The 23,411-nt window shown below is 40.6% G+C and carries 17 protein-coding genes; 10 read left to right on the top strand and 7 right to left on the bottom strand.

Annotated elements, in window-relative coordinates; all coding sequences use genetic code 11:
* Window positions 1-5 precede the first annotated feature (5 nt).
* The 4 genes from L6494_RS07440 to L6494_RS07425 all read left to right on the top strand — a co-directional run bounded on the left by L6494_RS07440 (window position 6) and on the right by L6494_RS07425 (window position 8,599).
* Window positions 6-1,277, top strand: a complete 1,272-nt coding sequence (locus L6494_RS07440) for a glycosyltransferase (RefSeq protein ID WP_237993264.1) — start codon at window positions 6-8, stop codon at window positions 1,275-1,277.
* Between the two features lie 44 nt (window positions 1,278-1,321).
* Complete coding sequence (locus L6494_RS07435) at window positions 1,322-2,365, top strand: glycosyltransferase family 2 protein (RefSeq protein WP_237993262.1); 1,044 nt, start codon at window positions 1,322-1,324, stop codon at window positions 2,363-2,365.
* Window positions 2,366-2,560: 195 nt separating this feature from the next.
* Window positions 2,561-7,957: an ATP-binding sensor histidine kinase gene (locus L6494_RS07430; protein ID WP_237993260.1), complete on the top strand. Its 5,397-nt coding sequence runs from the start codon at window positions 2,561-2,563 to the stop codon at window positions 7,955-7,957.
* 60 nt (window positions 7,958-8,017) lie between these two features.
* A complete protein-coding gene (locus L6494_RS07425) occupies window positions 8,018-8,599 on the top strand; it encodes a YdeI/OmpD-associated family protein (RefSeq protein WP_237993258.1) in 582 nt (193 codons plus the stop codon).
* 192 nt (window positions 8,600-8,791) lie between these two features.
* Here the strand turns inward: L6494_RS07425 and L6494_RS07420 are convergent, their stop codons facing one another.
* On the bottom strand, window positions 8,792-10,084 hold the full coding sequence (locus L6494_RS07420; protein ID WP_237989459.1) for a hypothetical protein: 1,293 nt from the start codon (window positions 10,082-10,084) through the stop codon (window positions 8,792-8,794).
* A gap of 2 nt (window positions 10,085-10,086) precedes the next feature.
* Window positions 10,087-10,332 (bottom strand): hypothetical protein, encoded by a 246-nt coding sequence (locus L6494_RS07415; protein ID WP_237988609.1) that lies wholly within the window; start codon window positions 10,330-10,332, stop codon window positions 10,087-10,089.
* 425 nt (window positions 10,333-10,757) lie between these two features.
* Between L6494_RS07415 and L6494_RS07410 the strand changes: the two genes are divergently transcribed.
* The 3 genes from L6494_RS07410 (at window position 10,758) to L6494_RS07400 (ending at window position 15,492) form a co-directional block, all read left to right on the top strand.
* On the top strand, window positions 10,758-13,397 hold the full coding sequence (locus L6494_RS07410) for an EAL domain-containing protein (RefSeq protein ID WP_237993250.1): 2,640 nt from the start codon (window positions 10,758-10,760) through the stop codon (window positions 13,395-13,397).
* Between the two features lie 426 nt (window positions 13,398-13,823).
* Window positions 13,824-14,465, top strand: coding sequence for a hypothetical protein (locus tag L6494_RS07405; RefSeq protein WP_237993241.1), 642 nt, complete (start codon window positions 13,824-13,826; stop codon window positions 14,463-14,465).
* Between the two features lie 214 nt (window positions 14,466-14,679).
* Window positions 14,680-15,492, top strand: a complete 813-nt coding sequence (locus L6494_RS07400) for a pentapeptide repeat-containing protein (protein WP_237993239.1) — start codon at window positions 14,680-14,682, stop codon at window positions 15,490-15,492.
* Between the two features lie 16 nt (window positions 15,493-15,508).
* Here L6494_RS07400 and L6494_RS07395 read toward each other — a convergent pair whose 3' ends face one another.
* Entirely contained in the window at window positions 15,509-16,126 is a 618-nt protein-coding gene (locus L6494_RS07395) for a precorrin-8X methylmutase (protein ID WP_237993229.1), read from the bottom strand.
* Window positions 16,127-16,453: 327 nt separating this feature from the next.
* Window positions 16,454-17,263, bottom strand: a complete 810-nt coding sequence (locus L6494_RS07390; RefSeq protein ID WP_237993227.1) for a TPM domain-containing protein — start codon at window positions 17,261-17,263, stop codon at window positions 16,454-16,456.
* Between the two features lie 359 nt (window positions 17,264-17,622).
* Between L6494_RS07390 and iscB the strand changes: the two genes are divergently transcribed.
* Window positions 17,623-18,906 (top strand): RNA-guided endonuclease IscB, encoded by a 1,284-nt coding sequence (iscB, locus tag L6494_RS07385; protein ID WP_237995882.1) that lies wholly within the window; start codon window positions 17,623-17,625, stop codon window positions 18,904-18,906.
* A gap of 230 nt (window positions 18,907-19,136) precedes the next feature.
* Here the strand turns inward: iscB and L6494_RS07380 are convergent, their stop codons facing one another.
* The 3 genes from L6494_RS07380 to L6494_RS07370 all read right to left on the bottom strand — a co-directional run bounded on the left by L6494_RS07380 (window position 19,137) and on the right by L6494_RS07370 (window position 20,682).
* A complete protein-coding gene (locus L6494_RS07380; protein ID WP_237993225.1) occupies window positions 19,137-19,679 on the bottom strand; it encodes a DUF948 domain-containing protein in 543 nt (180 codons plus the stop codon).
* 216 nt (window positions 19,680-19,895) lie between these two features.
* Entirely contained in the window at window positions 19,896-20,243 is a 348-nt protein-coding gene (locus L6494_RS07375; protein WP_237993223.1) for a YtxH domain-containing protein, read from the bottom strand.
* Between the two features lie 118 nt (window positions 20,244-20,361).
* The gene (locus tag L6494_RS07370) at window positions 20,362-20,682 is read right to left on the bottom strand and encodes a hypothetical protein (RefSeq protein ID WP_237993221.1); all 321 of its coding nucleotides are present in this window, start codon (window positions 20,680-20,682) and stop codon (window positions 20,362-20,364) included.
* Window positions 20,683-20,910: 228 nt separating this feature from the next.
* On the opposite strand from L6494_RS07370, the gene L6494_RS07365 reads away from it, so the two are divergent.
* Both L6494_RS07365 and L6494_RS07360 read left to right on the top strand, forming a co-directional pair.
* The gene (locus tag L6494_RS07365; protein WP_237993219.1) at window positions 20,911-21,309 is read left to right on the top strand and encodes a hypothetical protein; all 399 of its coding nucleotides are present in this window, start codon (window positions 20,911-20,913) and stop codon (window positions 21,307-21,309) included.
* On the top strand, window positions 21,302-23,311 hold the full coding sequence (locus L6494_RS07360; protein WP_237993217.1) for a caspase, EACC1-associated type: 2,010 nt from the start codon (window positions 21,302-21,304) through the stop codon (window positions 23,309-23,311). The genes L6494_RS07365 and L6494_RS07360 overlap by 8 nt, the downstream gene beginning before the upstream one ends.
* Window positions 23,312-23,411: the final 100 nt, after the last annotated feature.

The raw sequence follows: 23,411 nt of genomic DNA, 5'->3' as shown, positions 1-23,411 counted from the left end.
AAATCATGAAAGTCGCCTTTTTTGTAGCACATTTCCCTGTGTTATCTGAGCCGTTTATTGTCAATCAAATTGTCGGTACTATCGAACGGGGACACGAGGTTGATATCTACTCTCTTGATGGTCGTCCTACTAATATATCTAAAGTACATCCGTTAGTTGAACAATATCAATTAATAGAACGAACAATTTACGCTCCCACTCGACCAAATAACGAATTATGGCGATGGGTAAAAGGGTTAAGTTTACTGCTACTAAATTTTCCCAAAAATCCTGCTGTTTGTCTGCAATTAATGAATACTTCCCGCTACGTTAGTCAAGCCAAATCATTAAAAATGCTCTATCGAGCATTACCATTTTTAGAAAAAAAATCTTACGACATCATCCACTGTCAATTTAGCACCTTGGGCGTGTTCGGTGTGTGGTTTCGTCAACTTGGTTTAATCGAGGGTAAATTAATTTCTACTTTTCGGGGTGCAGATATTAGTAAGTTTCTCCCTAAGTGGGGTGAAAAAGTTTATCAGGAATTATTTCAAGAGACAGATTACTTTTTAGCTAACTGCGAATTTTTCAAAAATAAAGCAGTTGCTTTGGGTTGTGATGCTAACAAAATTCATGTCCACGGTTCAGGAATTGACTGTAGTAAATTCTTCTTTAAAGAACGTTATTTTCCCAATGATGGGATTATCCGTATTGCTACCACTGGACGTTTAGTAGAAAAAAAAGGGATTGAATATGTCATTAAAGCCATTGCTCAAGTAGCTAAACATCACCCTCATCTTGAGTACAATATTATCGGTGATGGAGAACTAAAAGAACATTTTCAACAACTGATTGCTGATTTAAATCTTAACCACATTGTTAAATTATTAGGCTGGAAACAGCAAAAAGAAATTGTCGAAGTTCTGGATAAATGCCATATTTTCGTTGCTCCTAGTGTGACTGGTAAAGATGGAAATCAAGATGCGCCAGTTAATACATTAAAAGAAGCGATGGCGATGGGTTTACCTGTAATTAGTACCAGACATGGCGGAATCCCAGAGTTGGTAGAGGATGGGGTTTCAGGATTTTTAGTCCCAGAACGAGATGCAGATGCGATCGCAACTAAACTAACCTATTTAATCACACATCCTGAAGTCTGGGAAGCAATGGGGGAATCAGGACGTGCGTGTGTTGCAGAAAAATACGACATGAACAAGCTAAATGATGAATTAGTAGACATCTACCAACAGATTGTACATAATCAACTTGCCCAAAAATACCTTGTAAAAACTAGATAAACGGTATCTAAATCATAACACATATCAAAATGGAGTTATCAAAAATGTCACAACCCATTGTCACCCTAATTGTTGTCCCCCGCGAACGCTTTAGCTGCACTCAAGCATCCCTAGAAAGTATTTACGAACATACAAAAATTCCCTTCAAATTAATTTATGTTGATGGTAATTCACCTAATAAAGTACATCGTTATCTACAAACAAAAGCCCAAGAAAATAACTTTAAATTAATTCGCACAGATTACTATCTGTCTCCCAACCATGCGCGTAATATCGGTTTGAGTCATGTTGATACTAAATATTTAGTATTCATTGATAACGATGTGATAGTTTCTCCTGGTTGGTTAGAAGCCTTAATTAACTGTGCAGAAACAACAAATGCAACTGTTGTCGGACCTTTAATGTGTGAAAAGCAGCCAATACACCAAAGAATTCACTTTGCAGGTGGAGAAAGCCACATTGTAATTGATATTAAAGGCCGGAGACATCTACGGGAGAAAATGTACAAGCAAGGTCATCAAGTATCAGAATTACGTCCCCAACTCAAGCAGACTGAAACAGAATTAGCAGAATTTCACTGCACCCTAGTTCGCACTGAAATATTTGAGCGTCTTGGCTATTTAGATGAAGAAATGCTCAACACCAAAGAACACCTTGATTTTTGTATGAATGTTATACAGGCAGGTGGTAAAGTTTATTTTGAACCTGATAGTTTAATCACCTATGTACCAGGGCCGCCTCTAAAATGGAGTGATTTACACTTCTATATGCTGCGTTGGAGTGATGCTTGGACTTTAAGTAGCTTACAACGCATCCGCGCCAAATGGGATTTATCTGAGGATGGTTACTTTCAAACCAAATACAAAAAATTAGGTGTACGCAGAGTATCAACGATTATTAAACCTTTGGTTCGTAAACTCAGCTTTGGCAATGAGAATAAGCCATTAAAAAGATTATTAAAAAAGTGGGATAGAAAACTCAATTGTTTTTTGACTAACCGCTATGCCAAGATGCTACCACAACACAAACTTGATTTACCACCCATCAAAAAAGCAGATTTAGTAGTAAAAGAATTCACTCAAGTTTAAACCCCACCCCCAACCCCTCCCCGTTCACGGGGAGGGGAGACACATCAGCAATCAAGTGAACATGGTATCAATCAGCAACACCATTCTTTCCTTCGCCTTGTTTGGTCTTGGACAGCGTTAGACCTACTGAAATTATGGGCATACTAAGGCTTAAATATCCTACACAGTGTAACCTGTAAGATGAGGTCGTTGTCCATGAATTCAACCGTAGATACAACCGTTTTGCTGCCTGGATATCAGTTGATTGAGCAGCTTTATCACGGCTCTAAAACGCTTGTCTATCGTGGAATAAGACTGGCAGATAGTACAGAGCAACCTGTGGTGATTAAGCTACTCCGGCGGGACTATCCTAGCTTCAGTGAACTATTGCAGTTTCGCAACCAATATACGATCGCTAAAAATCTGCATATTCCCGGTATTGTCCGCCCTACTAGCCTAGAAACCTATGGTAACAGCTATGCCTTGGTAATGGAAGATTTTAGTGGGGTATCATTGCGAGCATATAGTCAAACCCACCCTTTGTCTTTGGTAGATGTATTAGCGATCGCCATTCAACTGACGAATATTCTACACGATCTCTATCAACACCGGGTTATCCATAAAGACATCAAACCCGCTAACCTGCTGATTCATCCTGATACCAAAGAAATTAAGCTGATTGATTTCAGCATCGCCTCACTGCTACCCAAGGAAACCGAAGCAGTTAAACACCCCAATGTTTTAGAAGGAACACTCGCCTATCTCGCACCAGAACAAACTGGACGGATGAATCGAGGGATAGATTATCGTAGTGATTTTTATGCTTTGGGTGTGACGTTGTTTGAACTGTTAACGGGACAGTTGCCATTTCCAGTAGATGATCCTTTAGAATTGGTGCATTGTCACATTGCTAAATCTGCACCCTCAGCGTGTGAATTGCAGCCAGAACTCCCCGTGGTGATTGGACCAATAATTGCCAAATTAATGGCGAAAAACGCCGAGGATCGTTATCAAAGTGCATTGGGTTTGCAGCATGATTTGCAAAATTGTCTGGATCAACTGCAAAACACAGGTAAAATTGAGGTATTTGAGATTGCTACACGGGATATTTGCGATCGCTTCCTGATACCTGAAAAACTCTATGGTCGGGAGGAGGAAGTTACTACCCTACTCCAAGCATTTGATCGCGTTAGTAACGGTACATCAGAACTGATGCTAGTGGCGGGTTTCTCTGGGATTGGAAAAACTGCTGTTGTGAATGAAGTTCATAAGCCAATCGTCGAGAAACGCGGTTATTTCGTTAAAGGTAAATTTGACCAATTTAATCGCAGCACTCCCTTCTCGGCTTTTGTGCAAGCATTCCGCGATTTAATGGGTCAATTGCTAAGTGAAAGTGATGAACAATTGCAGACTTGGAAAACCCAGCTTTTAGAGGCTGTCGGCGAAAATGGACAAGTCATCATTGACGTGATTCCCGAATTGGAACACATTATTGGAGAACAACCACCCGCACTAGAAATATCTGGGAATGCAGCACAAAATCGCTTTAAGTTGTTGTTCCAAAAGTTTATTCATGTCTTCACCACACCGGAGCATCCTTTAGTTATATTTTTAGATGATTTACAATGGGCAGATTCCGCTTCCCTCAACTTGATGCAAGGATTAATGGCGGAGTCAAAAACAGGTTATTTGCTGGTGATTGGGGCGTATCGTGACCATGAAGTATACCCTGCTCATCCGTTGATGTTGACTCTGGAAGCAATCGAAAAAACAGGAGCAACAACAAATACAATTACTCTACAACCATTGAGTTTAAACAGTCTCAATCAACTAACTGCCGATACCCTCAATTGTACAGCAACCTTAGCGCAACCATTAACTAAATTAGTCAACCAAAAAACCCAGGGTAATCCTTTTTTTGCTACCCAATTTCTCAAGGGATTGTATCAGGATGGACTGATTTGTTTTGATTTAGCCGCAGGATATTGGCAGTGTGATATTGTCCAGGTGCAGGCAGCAGCTTTAACTGATGATGTGGTTGAGTTTATGGCGTTGCAGTTGCAAAAACTGCCACCATCCACCCAAGATATTTTAAAGTTAGCCGCTTGTATTGGCAATCAATTTGATTTAGATACCCTGGCGATCGTCTCGAAATTATCTCAGACAGAAACAGCTACAATCTTGTGGAAGGCATTACAAGAAGAGTTAACTCTTCCTCTGAGTGAAACATATAAATTCTTCCAATCTAGCCCAAATCAAACAATAGATCATCATCAAATCACAGTCAGTTATAAGTTTTTGCATGATCGTGTCCAACAAGCGGCTTATTCACTAATTCCCCAAGAGCAAAAAAAAGCAACTCATCTGAGAATTGGTCAACTTCTTTTAAATTCTACTCCTGAAGCAGAATTAGAAAATCGCATTTTTGATATAGTTAATCAGTTAAATGTAGGGATTGATTATTTCACTAAAAAGCATCAAAAAGAGCGGTTACTTGAGTTGAATTTAATAGCTGGACGTAAAGCTAAAGTTGCTACTGCTTACGCTGTCGCTGTCGATTATTTAAATACGGGAATAAAACTCCTCGAAGCTGATAGTTGGCAAAATCAATATGAGCTTACCCTGAGTTTGTATGATTTGGTAGCGGAGGCTGAATATTTAAACACAAATTTTCCTACCTCCGAATTTCTAGTTAAAGAAATACTTATACACACCGAACATACCTTAGATAAAATTAAAGCTTACGAGATTCAAATTCAGGCTTATACTGCTCAAAATAAACTTATAGAAGCAATCAATATAGGTAGAGAAGTTTTAGGTTTACTGGGTATCGATTTTCCCGAAGATGGCGATATGGAAACCATCATCGCTGAACATGGTCGATTGAAGTCGCTATTTGGCGAACGTTTAATTGAAGACTTAGTAAATTTACCAGAACTGAGTGATTTACAGCAAGGTGCAGCCTTAAGAATTTTATGTGGTTTATTTGCCCCTATTTATCTTGCCAAACCCATGCTGTTACCTTTAAAGATATTCACAATGGTGAAAATCTGTATTCAATATGGTAACTCTCCCCAATCTGCGATCGCCTACAGTCTGTATGGATTATTTTTGTGTGCATCGGAAGAAATTACAGATGGCTATCAATTCGGCCAGCTAGCTATGACAATTTTGGAAAAGTTTAATGCCGAAGAATTAAAAAGTAAAGTTTATCTGACCTTTGGGCTATTTATTAAACATTGGCAAGATAGCATTAACTCCACTTTAGATATATTTTTAGAAGGTCTGAAAACTGGTCTAGAAACTGGTGATTTAGAATATGTTGGTTATTGTGCAAATTGTTATGCTCAATTTTTATTTTGGACAGGGAACAATCTAGAATTTGCCGAAGCTGAGGCTAATAAGTATTGCTCTTTAATGCAGGATATTAAACAAGATGTATCTTTAATTTGGGGTAATACATGGCGACAAACTGTCATGAATTTAAGAGCTAAGGCTGATAATCCTCAAATGCTAGTTGGTGAATGTTTTGACGAAATAGTAACGCTCCCCTCGTTAATTCAGAGTCGCAATACCAATGGAATTTGTTACGTTTATTTGGCTAAATCATTTTTAGCTTATTTGTTTGGTGCAGATCAAGCAGCTATTGAATACGCCAGTCTATTTGAAGAGTATGAACAGGGCGCGGCTGGTTTATTGATTGTGCCGTTGAAGAATTTCTATCAATCTCTGAGTATGCTTTCTTTATATCCAAAATTGGATGCTGATCAACAATCTAATTACTTAGAGAAGATTACAAACAATCAACAAAAAATGCAAAAATGGGCAGGCTATGCTCCTATAAATTATCAACATAAGTTCTATTTAGTGGAAGCTGAAAGATATCGAGTTTTAGAAGACAAAATAGCTGCAATAGACCTATACGACCAAGCGATCGCCCTGGCCAAAACCAACGGTTACATCCAAGAAGCCGCCCTAGCTAACGAACTTGCGGCTAAATTCTACCTACAATGGGGCAAAGAAAAAGTTGCCGCAGGCTATATGCAGGAAGCCTATTACTGCTACGCTCATTGGGGTAGCCTAGCCAAAACTGATGATTTAGAAACCCGTTATCCGCAACTGCTGCGCCCCATACTACAACAAACTACTCAGCCCCTGAGCATTTTAGAAACCTTCGCCAGCATTGCGACTTCTGCTTACGACCTCCACTCCACCCGTAACCAGAGTTCTTCCAGCACCAGCATTAACCATATGTTCGATTTTACTGGACTGCTGCAAGTATCTCAAGCAATGTCTAGCACTATTCAACTAGATAAATTACTGCAAACCTTGACTCAGACCATGCTGGAAAATTCTGGGGCTGATTACTGTGCTTTGATGCTGTGTCAAGAGGGCAAATTGCAGGTACGAGTGATAGCTAACTATGAGCAAAGCACCTTACAATCTGTTCCCCTGGAAAACAATCCTAGCGTTCCTGTGAAGCTGATTCACTACGTCAAAAATACCTTAGAAACAGTTGTCATCCATGATCTAAAAACTGATCTACCTGGTATGATCAGCAATTATCTTCATCAGCATCAGCCCAAAAGCGTGCTATGTTTGCCGTTAATTAATCAGGGTCATTTAATCGGCATTTTGTACCTCGAAAATCAAGTTACCAGTAACGTGTTTAACAGCGATCGCCTCCTGGTTCTCAAATTCCTCTCTAGCCAAGCCGTAATCGCCCTCGAAAATGCTCGTCTCTATCGTCAGGTGCAACATACTTTAGAGGATCTTCAGCAAGCGCAAGTGCAGATGGTGCAGAACGAAAAAATGTCTGCTTTGGGTAACTTAGTTGCAGGCGTTGCTCACGAAATTAATAATCCCGTCGGCTGCATTGTTGGTAATATTGGTGCAGCGCAAGAATATGTTAATGACCTGTTGGGAGTGATTGACCTATACCGTGATAAATTTCCCCAACCCGGTACTGAAATTGAAGATGAACTAGAGACGATTGACCTGGAATATCTGCGGGAAGATTTGCCAAAACTCATCAAGGCGATGAAAGATGGAGGCGATCGCATCAAAGCTATCAGTAGAAGTTTGCGTACATTCTCCCGCACCGACAGCGACCAAAAGCAGCCCTTTAACCTACATGAAGGTATCGATAGTACCCTACTGATTTTGCGTCATCGCCTCAAAGCCAACGAACACCGCCCAGCCATTGAAGTTGTCACCGAATACGGTAATATTCCCCATGTGAAATGCTTTCCCGGTCAATTAAATCAGGTATTTATGAATATTCTGGCCAATGCGATCGATGCGTTGGATGAATCGAATCAGGGATGTAGTTTTACTGAGATTGAAGCCAAAACCAGTCGAATTACAATTCAGACAACGGTTGCAGGTGAACAGGTCAAAATTGCCATCAGTGATAATGGTAACGGAATACCAGAAGATGTAAAAGCACGAATTTTCGATCACCTCTTCACCACAAAAGGAGTAGGCAAAGGAACGGGTTTAGGATTGGCGATCGCCCAGCAAATTATCGTGGAGAAACATGGAGGAGCGATCGCGGTTAACTCTACACTAGGTATGGGAACTGAGTTCTTATTAACATTGCCAATTGCTTAGGGAATTGCCCTTGGGTAGTTTAGAAGCGACCTGTGGGGTGCAAAGATTGTGGGAAACTTTATGGCTAACTTCGATAACCAACTAGAAACTTTTCATGCCCCAAATCGCCAAGCATGGCGGGAATGGTTGGAGAATAACCATCAAAATTATATTGGTATATGGCTAATTTATTACAAAGTAAAAAGTGGTCAACCCAGCATTAAATATAGTGAAGCCGTTAAAGAAGCCTTATGTTTTGGTTGGATTGATAGTAAAGTTAAATCCTTAGATGCAGACCGTTATATGCAAATATTTACGCCTCGTAAACCGAAAAGTGTCTGGTCAAAATTAAATAAGCAATATATCGCAGAACTCATCGAACAAGGTTTGATGAATGAGGCTGGGTTGGCAAAAATTACAGCAGCCAAACAAAACGGTTCATGGACTAGTTTAGATGCCATAGAAGCATTAATCATCCCCGATGACTTACAGCAAGCATTAGCCGCAAATGCAGACGCTAATCAATATTTTGCAGCATTCAGCAACTCAACTAAAAAGAATATCCTCTCCTGGATTGCCAATGCTAAACGTCCAGAAACAAGGATGAAGCGAATTGAGCAAACTATCAATTCAGTAGCACAAAATAAAAATCCTAAGTTATAAAGTTATAAATGTCTAGGGTAATTATTTTCTATTAGCTAGGAAACCCAAATTTATCTATGCTAATTTTTTCTGAAAAAGCTTTTACATTAAACCTAACTAAATTTGGATTTTATATCATCACAGTGATGTTTAAAAAAATCTTGCAGCCAGGGGCTAGGGTGTTGACTTTGTAGGAAAAGCATTAAAAAAAGTTCATACAAATTCTGCGTCGTTATCTAAGGTCGAAAATACGATTTTTCTTTTCGAGAGCATGGACTGACCAAAAACTTGAGATGACCAATCCTTAAGGTCTATATAGCGAACATTTTCTAATGCCTGTTTAACCACAGATGTGGTCAAATTCATCGTACATAAACAAATGCTTAAAATCATCTGACCTATCTGTTTGAGAGGGCATCTAGAGGAAAAATGTTTGTATTTACCAAAAATAGATTCAATGATATCAGAAGCTGCCAAAAAAGTTTTATCCTTGGGAATCTGTTCGATTTCAGTTTTTATATATAACCAAATATTTTGTGGGAAAGTTATATCCAGAAATGTTGAATTGTTTTTTAACTGGAATTCAGCTAGAGATTCTTGATTAATACCGTTTTGTTTAAGTTGAATTTCTAAGGCTCTGGTCATCATCACCATTTGACTCCAAATCCGGATGTCTTCTTGATAATCTTTTAACCATCCAAACTTCATAATTAATTTTTGATTGAAAATGTCCGGGTCAGAAGTTTCTGCTAATTTTAATAAAGTCTCAATTGGACATTTCAACAGTTTCTCTGCCCAATTAATCAACTTCTCTACATTGAAATAACGACATTGAGAGCGTTGCGATGGTGGAGATATAAAGGCTAATTCGGTTTGTTGAAGTTGATGCCGACACTGATTACATTTTTGAATAAAAGATTGATATTTTTCGGAATTAGCTAGCTCATGTTTGAGTAATAAAGCCATTGCATGAGTTACATCATACGTATAAACTACATCTGGATATTTTTGTATGTAAAGCTTAATTCCTTTTTCAATGTCACTACCATGATCTGCTATTATTTGTACTGGGCAGCCCACTTTAGTAGTTAGTTCACAAAGCTTTTGTTCAATCAATTCTCCTCTGGTCGAATCCATGATTTCCAGTGCTAATACTTGAACATCATGGTGTTTTAATCCTCTTTTTGATGGGAAAACTTCCGATTCTAAGTATTGTTGAGATACTCCCAAAACCACCAAACACTTTTGCTTTCCTAATTCTACTGTTAGGTCTATAATAAACACCCAATCACTTCGGTATTCTTTGGCTCGTTGTAGTTCATATAAACCAATTCTTCCTAACCAACTTCTCACACTACTGAAGCAGGGAGTTTTTACTTCCTCCGCCGATGCTTCCCACTTCAAGTTATTCTCAACTCCTCGTAAGCTACTTCCAGAATCAATGCTTTGTTGTATGGCTTTTTGTACTGTTTGAACGCTATATTGATGCCCGAACGCTGCCACCATCTCTATTTTTTCGGAATTTTCTTCCCCTTTTTTTGTCCATCAACCAAATTGGTATGAAGGATACGTAGTTCTTTTTCTGCTTTCATCGCCCGTGTTTTCCAATTCTCTCTTGAGAGCAATAAATCCCTAACTTTTACTTCTAATGCTCTGAGCTTTTTTTGTCTCTCAAGGGCTATCTCTTTCCAATTCTCTCTACTTTGTTTAAACAGACGAATTAATCGGCTGGAGGAACTTTTTAATTTATTCATTAACCACCCAACCTCAATTTGATATTTTTAGGTGTCTATCCTGTATGAAGAAATATCATCATAAGATACCCAAAGTCAACACCCTAGCCAGGGGCTACACTTTTATTCTTAAAAACTAGTAATTATACTGTGTATAATTTACTTCATTAATAGTATCCTGAATGATTAGGAAAATTTAAACTTAAGTTTCCCCATATTGCCGTTATCAAGGAAAAAAATTGACAACATTTATAATGATAAGACCAGCTAGCAAATGAGCATCTTAATTTCTATACGGTAGCCTATTGAGAAAAACATCGGTTTCCTCACAGATTGTAGTTGTTTTAAGCAAATAGCTTTTCTAAAATTCAAAAATTAAAACTTGTTGAAATTATCATATTTTTTAAATTTTAAGATTCCAAGATATCAGAATGTGAGGAATGGTGATGACTGTTAAAGAGCGGGAAAAAATACGTCACCTATTAGTTGTCCACGATTTGCAGGGGCAACGCACTATCCTATTGCAAGAAACTACATATTCTGTGGGACGGCATAAAGGCAATGCTATTGTCCTTAATTCTCGCTCAGTATCAAGACAACATGCAATTTTATTGCGGGTCACAGTTCCCGGAACTGAACAATATGGCTTTCGGATTATTGATGGTAACTTCAAAGGACAAGGAAGCACTAATGGTTTGATTGTCAATGGAGAAAGATGTATCTCCCATAATCTCAGACATGGAGATATCATCCACTTCGGCAGTAATCAAGCTCAGGCCAAGTATTATGCTATATCTAACCTTTCCGAACAAGCCTTTTACGAATCAGCCAATGCAGAAAACCTCTCTGATTTTTTGACTGACCAATCTAATCCTGTCACTCCTTTTCAAACCCTAGTAGTAGATCCTGATTTTGAAGGAGCAGGTGACACTGCTCTAGCTCGCCTAGCCTCTTTCCCAGAACTCATTCCCAATCCCATTATTGAGACAGATTTAGAGGGTAATTTAATTTATCTTAACCCTGCTGCCACTTTGCAATTTCCTCGATTAAGAGAACTGGGAAAGCATCATCCTGTTCTGGAAGGCATACTAACAGAGGTAAAAAATCAGCAAGTTAACTCTTTTGTCCGGGAAATCAAATTTGGTCAAAAAGTTTTTGAACAATCAGTGCATTTCCTCCCTGAAAGTGATTTAATTAGAACTTATATAACAAGAGATATTACTGAGCAAAAACAAGCCGAATTGGAACTTTACCAGCGCGATCGCTTGTTACAAGCAGTAGCAGAAGCAGCTAATTACTTGCTCGTAGAAATGGATTATGAAACGGGGGTTGAAAAAGCTTTAGCTGTGTTAGGTATAGCAGCCGTCGCAGATCGCGCTTATTTATTTAAAAATCATTTTCATCCTCTGACAGGGGAAATATCTGTGAGTATGCAATGTGAATGGACTCGCTCCCCCCTGGAATCTGCCCGACATCACTGGCAAAATCAGCTTTATAACTCGCCTGCTTTATCACGTTGGTACACCATCCTCTCTAACGGACAGTCAATTAATGGCATTACCAGTGAATTTCCCGCCACCGAACAAGAACTTTTAACACGAGATGGGATTCAATCCTTACTGTTAGTACCCCTGCGTTTAGAAGAACAGTTTTGGGGTTATCTCGGCTTGGCAGATTGTACCCAAGAACGTATTTGGTCTAAGCATGAAGAGTCTACACTATTGACAATGGCCGCTAGTATCAGTGGTGCTTGGCATCGTCAGCAGGTAGAAGAGAAAATTCGCTACCAAGCCCTCCATGATTTATTAACGGGATTACCCAACCGCTTGCTATTCGATCAATTACTGGCTAAAGCCCTAGCCAACGCCACACGTAGTAGCGAAAGTCTAGCCGTGATGTTTTTGGATCTTGACCGCTTCAAAATGATAAATGACACATTAGGTCATACATTAGGCGATCGCCTGCTACAAAGTGTAGCACAAAGATTAGAACTATCCCTGAGAAGTGGAGACACTGTTGCCCGTTGGGGAGGAGATGAATTTACCATCCTGCTACCCCGGATTAATTATCTGGAAGAAGTGACTCAGGTAGCTTGGAGAATTTTGAAGTCTTTCGAGAGCGTTTTTTATTTGGAAGGACACGAACTTTACGTGAGTGCTAGCTTAGGCATAGCCTTGCTAGATGAACATAGCTCTGATGCCGAAAAACTCATTCAACACGCAGATGCAGCTTTATATCATGCCAAAGATGAGGGACGAAATAATTATCAGTATTACACCACATCCTTAAGTTCCAAAACTCCCGATCTTTTAAATCTAGAGAAAAACTTACGCTATGCTCTAGAACGTCAAGAATTCATAGTTTACTACCAGCCCCAAGTAAACATTCACAACAACAAAATCACTGGGATGGAAGCACTGTTGCGTTGGCAACATCCAGAGATGGGGGTAGTAGCACCGAGTGTTTTTATTCCCTTAGCTGAAGAAAGTGGATTAATTATTCCTCTTGGGGAATGGGTATTACGGACAGCGTGCCTTCAAAATCGAGCTTGGCAAGACGCAGGATTACCTGCTTTAACAATTGCGGTGAATTTATCTCCTAAGCAATTTCACCAACCCAAATTGGTAGAAATTATTGCCCAAATTTTAGCAGAAACTGGATTAGAAGCCCGATTTTTAGAGTTAGAAATTACAGAATCAACAGCGATTGAAGATATAGATTTTACTAAAAAGGTTTTGTATGAGTTGGAAAAGATGGGCGTTCATCTTTCCATTGATGACTTCGGTACAGGTCATTCCTCCCTCTCACGGCTACAACTTTTACCACTGCACAATCTCAAAATTGACAGTTCCTTCATCCGAGAGTTGACCACCGATACTAGAGTAGCTCACATTGTTAAGGCGATCGTGACTTTAGGTAGAAGCTTAGGATTAAAGCTCACCGCCGAAGGAGTCGAAAAACAAGAAGAACTGGATTTCTTAAAATCTATCAATTGTGAAGATGTCCAAGGGTTCTTTTTCCACAGACCTCTATCTGCTGATAAAGCCACAGAACTTCTTCATAGTAAAGAGGAAGCAAACAAGTAATTCAGATTGGTCATATAAATCAATTCAAAATCTTGCCCTCGAACGAAGTGAATGGTCAAAATTCAAAATTAGACCTCTTGCAAAAGTCCGAAAATGAGATGTGTAATTGTGAATGAAATGTATAATCTTTGAGATGTTTCGCTTCGCTCAACATGACAGCCTCAGCATTTATGCAAGAGACTCCATGAATTGCACTCACAAGGAGCAATGAAAATTTATTTTCCCTACTCCCCACTCCCTATTTCCAAGGCAGGTCTATTGAATAACTTCTCCCCCCGCTTCCCCTGTCACCTGTCACCTGTCACCTGTCACCTATCACCTATCACCTGTCAATCAAGGAAAAACTGAGACAGTATCCAGGCTTGTGGTAATTTAAAGTTACCTGTGCGAAATATAACTTTACCTTCATGACTGGAGAGCATCACTTTGGGAATAGAACTACGCAGTTTCGTATTTCTCGACAGCCTGCAACCACAACACGCCGCATATATAGGAACAGTAGCCCCAGGTTTTTTACCATTACCAGGTGATACGTCTCTATGGATTGAAATCTCTCCTGGTATCGAAATTAATCGGATTACAGATGTCGCCCTTAAAGCTGCCTCCGTTCGTCCTGGAGTGCAGGTAGTGGAAAGATTATACGGTCTATTAGAAATACATTCAGGTTCTCAAGGAGAAACACGAGCCGCAGGTCAGGCGATTTTGGCAATGCTGGGAGTCAAAAAAGAGGAATGTCTCAAACCTCGTGTAGTTTCTAGCCAGATTATCCGTAATATAGATGCTTACCAAGCACAACTCATCAACCGGACGCGCCGAGGACAGCTACTATTAGCTGGACAAACATTATATGTCTTAGAAGTTGAACCTGCTGCTTATGCTGCCCTAGCTGCTAATGAAGCAGAAAAAGCAGCAATGATTAATATCCTGGAAGTGCAAGCTGTCGGGAGTTTTGGCAGGCTGTACTTGGGTGGATACGAACGCGATATCCTTGCTGGTGCAGCTGGTGCTAAAGCAGCAATTGAAAATGTAGCTGGGCGAACTAGTTCCCAGATTGGTCGCCAGGAATAAACTCAATTCGCAATTCGCAATGGACTAACGTCCCGCTCCGCTAACGCAATTCGCAATTAAACTTCAGCCACCCACAAGGGGCGAGGTTTTTACCTACCTTCTCTACGAGAGGCTGCGCCAAGGGAAACAAGGCTTTTTTCTCTACGAGACGCTAACGCGAACGCCCACCAGGGGCGAGGTATTAAACCTAACTTTTTCCGATAAAGGAGAGCAAATGGCAAATATAGAGCATCTAGCTTTGTTGCAAGCTGGTGCAGTTCGATGGATTGAGTGGAGAACAACAAATCCCCAAATTGAACCAGACCTCAGTACCGCCAACCTGCAAAAACATAACCTCCGAGGGGCAAACCTCCAGGGGGTAAACTTTAGCAGAGTTGATTTAAGTCATGCTTTACTCGTGCGTGCCAACCTCAGCTATGCTAACCTCAGTAGTGCTAATCTCCATCAAGCCAAACTCAGCGAAGCTAATCTGAGTGCGGCTCATTTGAGTGTGGCGAATTTGAGCCAGGCTATACTTACCCAAGCCAATTTGAGCCAGACTACCCTCATTGGCTCTAACTTGAGTGAGGCGGATCTAAGGGGGGCTACTATTGTTAATGCTAACCTGATTGGGACTGACTTCACAGGTGCTAACTTAAGAAATGCTGATTTAGATGCAGCACAGCTAAACCGCGCTCATCTTTGTTTTGCTAATCTCATTGAAGCTAACTTAATAGGGACTAATCTGAGTGAAGCTAACTTGTATGCAGCAGACTTAGTAGGTGCTTATCTCTACAAAGCTAATCTAGAAAAAGCCCGTCTTCACAAGGCTCATCTAAGTGGTGCATACTTATTTAAAGCTAACTTAGTTGAAGCTGATTTAACGGGTGCTGATTTGGGATGGACAAATCTTAAAGGGGCTAACTTGGCAGGTGCGAATCTGAGAGATACTAACCTCAGAGGAGCAAATTTGACTGATGCTAACCTAACTGGCGTGAATTTTCAAAATGCCGTTATGCCCGATGGGACAAAAAATGATAGTGATTAATTCATTATTATCTTCATTATCTGTTCTGACCGTAGGCTTGCCATGCTAAGTCTATCAAACCGTCAGCGATCGCAGCTGCAACAACTGCATTACCTTTACTGCTATCAATGGTGATATTCGGCACTAGAGAATCTTGCAAGCGTCTTTTAGCATCATCCACATCCACAAATCCCACAGGAGTTGCAATTAGTAAAGCCGGGTTGATTTCTTCGGCTTCAATTAAATCTACCAGTGTTGTTAATGCTGTTTGGGCTTGACCAACAATAAATATGCCCTCTGGATAACGTTTGGCTAGAGTTTCAATACCCCAAGCTGCACGAGTTTTTTCTGTTTGGGGACGGGTTGAGGTGTCCGTACTAGAATACACCGGGTTAGCAAAGGTATTTTGAATTTCGTAAGCAATACCTGTTTGCACCATTGGCACATCAACCACAATAGCAGTACGTGCCGCTAATGCCGCCGCCCCAGCTTGCAAAGCCCGCTCAGAAAATCGAATTAAAGATTTATACTCAAAGTCAGCAGTAGCATAGATTACCCGCCGGACAATTTCATATTCTGCCGGCGAGAAAACATGATCACCAATTTCACCATCAATGATTGCTAGACTTTGAGCATCGGTTACGTGCCATTCCATTGCGATTTAATTCTGAGAGACTAGCCTTCAGCTTATCAGCTAGTGCGATCGCTAGGTAAGAGGTGACTAGTCAATTCAAAATTCAAAATGACGCTCTCTACGAGACGCTGCGCGAACGCGGACTCGCTAACGCTGCGCTAACAAAATTCAAAATTAAAGAATTACTTACTCAGCACTCATTACTCATTACTCAGCACTCTCAACCCGGATTTCTCACAAGATTCTTGCAACCTCATCCCAAAGTCTGTAGGGGCGGGTTTAGCGAGATATTCATGAGTAATTGAGCTTATCTGTGAACCCGCCCCTACTGTTTGTGAGAAATGCGGGTCAAGACTCCGCACTAGAAGATGGACGACTGAAAACAGGTGACAAGTAAGCAACCAATACACCAATTAGAAAACCGGAGATATTCCGAACTAAAGGCAACCAATCACTAGTACGAGTTACCACAGGGCCAATACCGAAAGCAAGGAACAAAATACCCCACAATGGCGAGAAAATTAACGCCCATTGCCAAGCAAACACCTGTCCTTTAGTGCGGGGTTGTCCTGCAAATCCACAAATAATTCCACCAATAACTGAGGTAATTAAAGTTAAAATCCACTGTTCCCTGGGTAGTCCAGGAACAACGGTGCAACCTCCCTTAATTAAACAGCCTTTTACGGAATTTAAAGCTTGTAAAATTGCTTGGTCTTCCCCTTCATCCCGCACAAAATACAAATTACCAAAGCGGGTTTGCAGTTCTATCCAGAAAGTGCGGGGGAGAAGTTCGTAAACTGCATCACCCACACTAAAGCTGAGGATATTCCCACCACGGGAGTCAGCAACCAAAAGAATGCTTTTATCATCCAAACCCCAATAATTGATAACTGCTCTACCAGGAGTGCGGTCATACTGAGTCAATACCCGCAATTTCCAACCAGTATCAGTCTCAAATTGCTCAATTTCCTCGACTAGCCTTTCTTCCTGGGGGTCAGGAAGAGTTTTAGCTAAGTCTATAACTGGGGTGAAATAACTAGGTAACAATTCGGGATTGTCATAAGCCAATGCTGGGGGGGAGTGCATAACCCACAGTGACCCAGCCAAGAAAAATACTGAAATAGATACTAAGATTTTTCGCCAAAAACAGGACTGCATGGACGTTTTTATACAAATATCAACAGTAGAAGTGAACAAGTTGCTTTAAAAGAGTACGAGAAAAGTGATACTTTGTTACACTTGTTTACTTTACTCTAATTTTAGGGAAGAAAGCAAAGCTTCTTTGTCAGAAACCCCATGCCTAAAGGCAGGGGCTTGAAAAAGTCCTAATCTGACCAGTCTCAGTCTTAACTGACTACGTTTAAGGCAAGAGTTCAAGACCTACCAGAGAATGCGTAGCTAGTTCTCTGCTCTAGAAGCGAACGATTAAACAGGCTTAAAGGGTTAAACCAGTGTCGTTTGCATAGTACCGACCTTAAACATTGACGAAGCTAACATTACCCGCAAGGAGGCACTTTATGTGCAAAGTATTCATTTTAGACACCGACAAACGACCATTAAACCCAATTCATTCAGCACAAGCAAGACAGTTATTAAGGAATAAGAAAGCGGCAGTCGTTAGACGTTTTCCATTTACTTTAATCCTTAAAGAATCACGTCCTAATTCTCCGGTATCACCTCTAAGATTAAAGATTGACCCTGGAGCAAAAACAACAGGAATCGTATTAGTTGACGATACAACGGGTGAGGTCGTATTTGCTGCTGAATTAAAGCATAGAGGTTTTGCAATCAGAGATGCTTTAACCTCCAGAAGACAACTAAGACGTAGTAGACGTGCTAGAAAAACTAGATATCGTGCGCCAAGATTCTTAAACAGAATACGTCCAGGTGGATGGTTAGCACCTAGTCTACAAAGTCGCATTGAAAATATCAAAACTTGGGTTGAAAAATTACGCAAACTTGCATCAATTGCAGCAATTAGCCAAGAGTTAGTTCGCTTTGATATGCAGCTAATGCGTAACCCAGAAATTCAAGGGGAAGAGTATCAACAAGGTACTCTTGCTGGTTACGAAACTAGAGAATATTTACTGGAAAAATGGGGTAGGCAATGCGCTTATTGTGGTATTAAAGACGTTCCTTTTCAGATTGAACACATCCACCCAAGAGCCAAAGGAGGCGGTAATTCAATTACAAACCTTACTTTAAGTTGCGAAAAATGCAACAAAAAAAAGGGGACTCAGGATATTAAAGAATTTCTTAAAAAAGACCCTTCAAGATTGGAGAAAATTTTGAAACAAGCTAAAAGACCCTTAGCTGATGCAGCAGCAGTAAACACAACTAGACTTGCATTACTGGAAGTTTTAAAGAAAACTGGATTACCTGTAGAAACGGGTTCAGGAGGTTTAACAAAGTTCACTCGCAATAATCAAAACTTGCCTAAAACTCATTGGTTAGATGCCGCTTGTGTTGGAAAATCAACACCTATTTTAAATATCAAAGGTATCAAACCTTTATTAATTACAGCTAATGGTCATGGCACTAGACAGATGTGTGGTACTGACAAGTTTGGTTTTCCAAGTCGTCACCGCACGAATAAACAAATCCATTTTGGTTTTCAAACTGGAGACATTATCAAAGCGGTTGTTACTAGTGGGAAGAAAGTTGGCGAATATGTTGGTCGTGTTTTGTGTCGTGCTACAGGTAGTTTTGATATTGCTACTAAGGAGGGAAGGATAACTGGCATCAGCCATAAATATTGTTCAGCAACTCACAAAAAAGATGGATACTCGTATAGATTTTAAGACGGCGAATAAATTCGCCCGCGACTTACCCCCGTACATGAATGTAGGGGCTCCCTCGTCGCGGAGGTTTCGGTGAGTAATGAGTGCTGTTAGCGGTAGCGCGGCGTTTAGCCGGTGCTGAGTAATGAGTGCTGAGTAATGAGTAATGAGTTGTGAGTGAGGAGTAGATAACACTAACCTATCACCTGTCACCTATCACCTGTCACCTATCACCTGTCATCTCTAGACCCTTAGTATTCTTCATCATCAAGACTGTTCTGCCGAGTGGAAGAACCATTGTAGCCGTCATGAACGCGATAGGCTTCTGCTTTCGGGCGGCGAGTTTCTGACTTGAGAGTTTCTCGTTCTCTGATTGTGAGGGAAGATTGTTCAGTTATTGATAACCGTTCAACTGTTCGCTTTGTAATTTTTTGACGGGTGAAGGTTTTCCAGGCAGTTTTTACACCCACTACAATACTACGTGTACTTAATTGTAGGTTTTGAGCTTGTTTTTTTGCACTATCTATGCTCTGGTCAACTTGTTTCACGACTTGACCGGCACTTTTAACACCTTGACTAACATCGTCAGTCAAATCTGCGATTTCTATCCCTGTAGTGCGGATAGCTTCTAAGGTAGGGGGCAATTCCCTCGATAGCATATCAAATAACTTTTCGGCACTGCGAGCTGCCCTTGCTAATTCCTGCAAAGCTGGTATCGCCGCCACTAAAACAGCCGTCAGACTGACAGCGACTAGAAGAATAGAAAGTCCCAACCAAAACAGGGGGTCAACCACAATAATAAAAAATTTAAAATTTAAAGTTCAACATGGGAATGGGAAATTGGCCTTGTTGTGCTTAATAGACCTCTTGCATAAATGCTGAAGGTGTCATGTTGAGTGAAGCGAAACATCTCAAAGATTATACATTTCATTTAGCATGACACATCTCATTTAGGTCTAAGAAAAACAATACCTGCTGTATATGCTATATCAATATCAACGTCACCATTATCAGCGTTCCAATTCTTGGGCGAGAGAGTCTGAGTCTGTGTTAGCTTGTTGGCGTTTTAAGACTTCAGTTTCACGCTCACTAGCATCTACGCCAGCAGCTATGGCTTCCCGCAGTCTATCTAAAGTTTCATCCCAATTTCGTAAGGCACTGGCAGAAAGACGGTCGGCTTGAATTTGTACACTTGTTGATAAATCTTCCGCCAATTCAGGAATAGCATCGGCAGATTTTTTCAAAAGTTTACGAGTTTCGCGTCCTGTGCGTGGAGCTGCAAGTAATCCTGCTAAAGCACCGATAGTAGCTCCTAGCATCAATCCACCAATAAATACTCCAGAACGGTTATTAGACATTTTTACTATTTTTCTCCTTACACCCATTTTAGGTGGGTTTGCTTTCCTTGCAAAACTTCAATGATTTTATCTAATTTATCTATTGTGGCAAATCAGCAATAACTGTTGCTTTCATATCCTATTTTCTAGAGATGAAATCCATTTTACGAAAATAACGCTGCCAAGTTCGCCGTCCCAGTAAAAGTATGCTGATAATTTGTCTTATTTGTTGGATTTGCAACTGTAGAACTTGGTTACTTTGTCGTAATTGCTGAATGCTGTTTTGTCCTAGGTAGATATTTTCCGGTGCTTTATATAGTAGGTCATGGGTACAGCGTTCGTATTCTGTGAGGCGATCGCCTATAAATGCTATCTTTTGTTTTAGTTGCCACACTCGCCAAGCTACGTAGAGCAGCATTAGTGAAATAAGCGTATTAATTACAACAACCACTGTCACCATTGTTGACCTTCACCAATGTCAGCGAATAATTATGATGTGTGCTTGACTTGGTTCTATGTTTGATCATAACTGAGAACAACGATCATAGCCCCTTCCTTGCTTGTGGGGAGGGGGTTGGGGGTGGCGTTCTTCCCGCTCACTCAACTGAAAAACGCTATATCATTGCCAATTTAGCAAAAATTACGATAATCTACTTAAATATACTGAAATTGTAAAGGTAAACATATAGTGAGTAATCTTGAAGTCTTAATTGACTTAACTGATGCTGACCTTGATTTAGACCCAGAAGAGTTAGAAGCCTTAACAGCTAATCTAGCTCAGGAAATTAGCGAAATAGTTGAAGATGTCGCACAAGTTAGAGAATCGGAAATACCCGACGGTAGTAAACCAGGTTTAGCCGGATTTGTCCCAGGAATTTTGAAAACCTTGGTCAACCCCAAAAAAGCCAAAGAATTGCTAGATTCAGTGGGTAATCGCTTTTATGGTAGAGTTTTGAAGGTGGAATATGAAGATAATGGGGCAAAATATATCGTAGAGTACACCAATCAAGAACAGCTAGAAAATGCTGTCGGTGCAATTGAACGGCTCTCCAAGATCAAAGTTAGTGTAACCAAGACCGATGGCTAAATTTGCCCTGCTGATTGGTGTGAGTGAATATAAAGCAGACTTGAAAGCTATTCCTTCTGCTGTTAGGGATGTGGAAGCACTCAAACAGGTTTTGATTAACCCTGATATGGGTGAATTTCCTGAATCAAATGTAACAGTGCTACCTAATCCTAATAGAATGGACATGGAAATAGCTATTGACAAAATTTTTACTGGTCGCAAAACATATGACTTGGTGCTGTTTTACTTTTCTGGTCATGGGTTGAAGGACGAAAGGCGTAAACTTTACCTATCTACCAGTGAAACGATTCTAGACAATGGTAGGCTAGTTCCACCAACGGCAGTCGAAGCTAGATATCTTCATGACCGCATGAATGCGAGCAAGTCAAAGCAGCAGGTAATCATTCTAGACTCCTGCTTTAGTGGGGCTTTTGCTGAAGGGTTAAATGCTAAATCTGCTGGTATTGTAGATTCTGTAGATATTATTGCAGAGGAGTTACATAGTGAGGGTAGAGCAATTCTCACCTCTTCTACCTCAACTGAATATTCCTTTGAAAAGGCAGGATCTGACCTTTCTATTTATACTCGTTATTTAGTAGAAGGTATTACCAACGGCGCAGCAGATCAAGATGGAGATGGCAATATTTCGGTAGATGAGTTGCATAATTATGCTAGTGGTAAAGTGCGAGAAGTCTCTCCGGCTATGACACCGCAGTTTTATCCTGTCAAAGAAGGTTACAAGATTTGGTTGGCGAAAGCACCTGTTAATGATCCTAAGTTGATGTACCGTAAAGAAGTAGAGCTTCGGGTAAATCATGGAAAAATTTCCAAGGTTGCACGCAGGCTCTTAAATTCTAAACAAACTCAGTTATCCCTTTTACCAGAAGAAGCAGCAGCAATTGAATTTGAGGTGTTGCAGCCTTACCGAGAATTTCAACGAAAATTAGAGGAGTATGAGCAAGCATTACTAGAGGCTGTTGAGGAAGGATATCCAGACGATGAAATTGTATCCAATGACTTGCAAGCCTATCAGCATGATTTAGGACTCAGGGATGAGAATATTAAACCCATTCATCAACGCCTTCGTATACCGATGAAAAATACCTCTCCCCCAACCGGGAGTCAAACACCACCCTTCCCTAGTAGGGAAGGGGGGATGGGGGGGTTAGGTCAATTTCAATTTGACATAGTAACTGTCAACGCCAAAGGTAAGGAAACTAGCCGTAGTCAAGGACAGGCGAAATATTTTACGGCTGACTTGGGGAATGGTGTCACCTTAGATATGGTTTCCATCCCTGGAGGTGAATTTTTGATGGGTTCGCCAGATAAGGAACTAGAGCAAAGTGACACAGAAAGTCCTCAGCATCAAGTTAAGGTTCAGCCTTTTTTCATGGGTAAATTTCCTGTGACTCAGGCTCAATGGCGTGCTGTGGCTAGTTTACCCAAGGTTAACCATGATTTAGAATCTGACCCATCTAATTTTAAAGGTGTAAATCGTCCTGTAGAAATGGTATCCTGGTTTCATGCCGTTGAATTTTGTCAGCGACTTTCCCAAAAATTGGGACGGGAATATCGCCTGCCGACTGAAGCAGAGTGGGAATATGCTTGTCGTGCAGGAACTACAACACCATTTCATTTTGGTGAGACAATTAGCACCGATTTAGTGAACTATGACGGTGATTATGTCTATGGTTCTGGAGCAAAAGGCAAATATAGAAAAGAAACTACAGATGTAGGGAGCTTTGGTGTAGCTAACGCCTTTGGTCTGTATGATATGCACGGTCTAGTTTGGGAATGGTGTTTTGACCATTGGCACGAAAATTATCAAGGCGCACCCACTGACGGTAGTGCATGGTTAATAGAAGGCAAAGAGAATGATAATCATTATCGGCTGCTGCGCGGTGGGTCTTGGCACTACAATCCTAGGTACTGTCGCTGTGCATATCGCCTCAGGTACGAGCCGGACTACTGGAACTACTACATCGGTTTGCGGGTTGTTTGTTCCCCCGCGAGGACTCCCTAGCACTTTTCGCTTTTGCCCTTTTGCTCTTTACATTTCTTAATTTTCTTAACCCTCCGCCGCAGGCGGATATTTTTTTTACGAAATTGACAACTAAGTGGGA

It is taken from the genome of Nostoc sp. UHCC 0870, from assembly GCF_022063185.1.
Taxonomy (GTDB): domain Bacteria; phylum Cyanobacteriota; class Cyanobacteriia; order Cyanobacteriales; family Nostocaceae; genus Trichormus.
The sequence above is the reverse complement of the archived record's forward strand: the minus strand, read 5'-3'. Positions and strand labels throughout refer to the sequence as shown.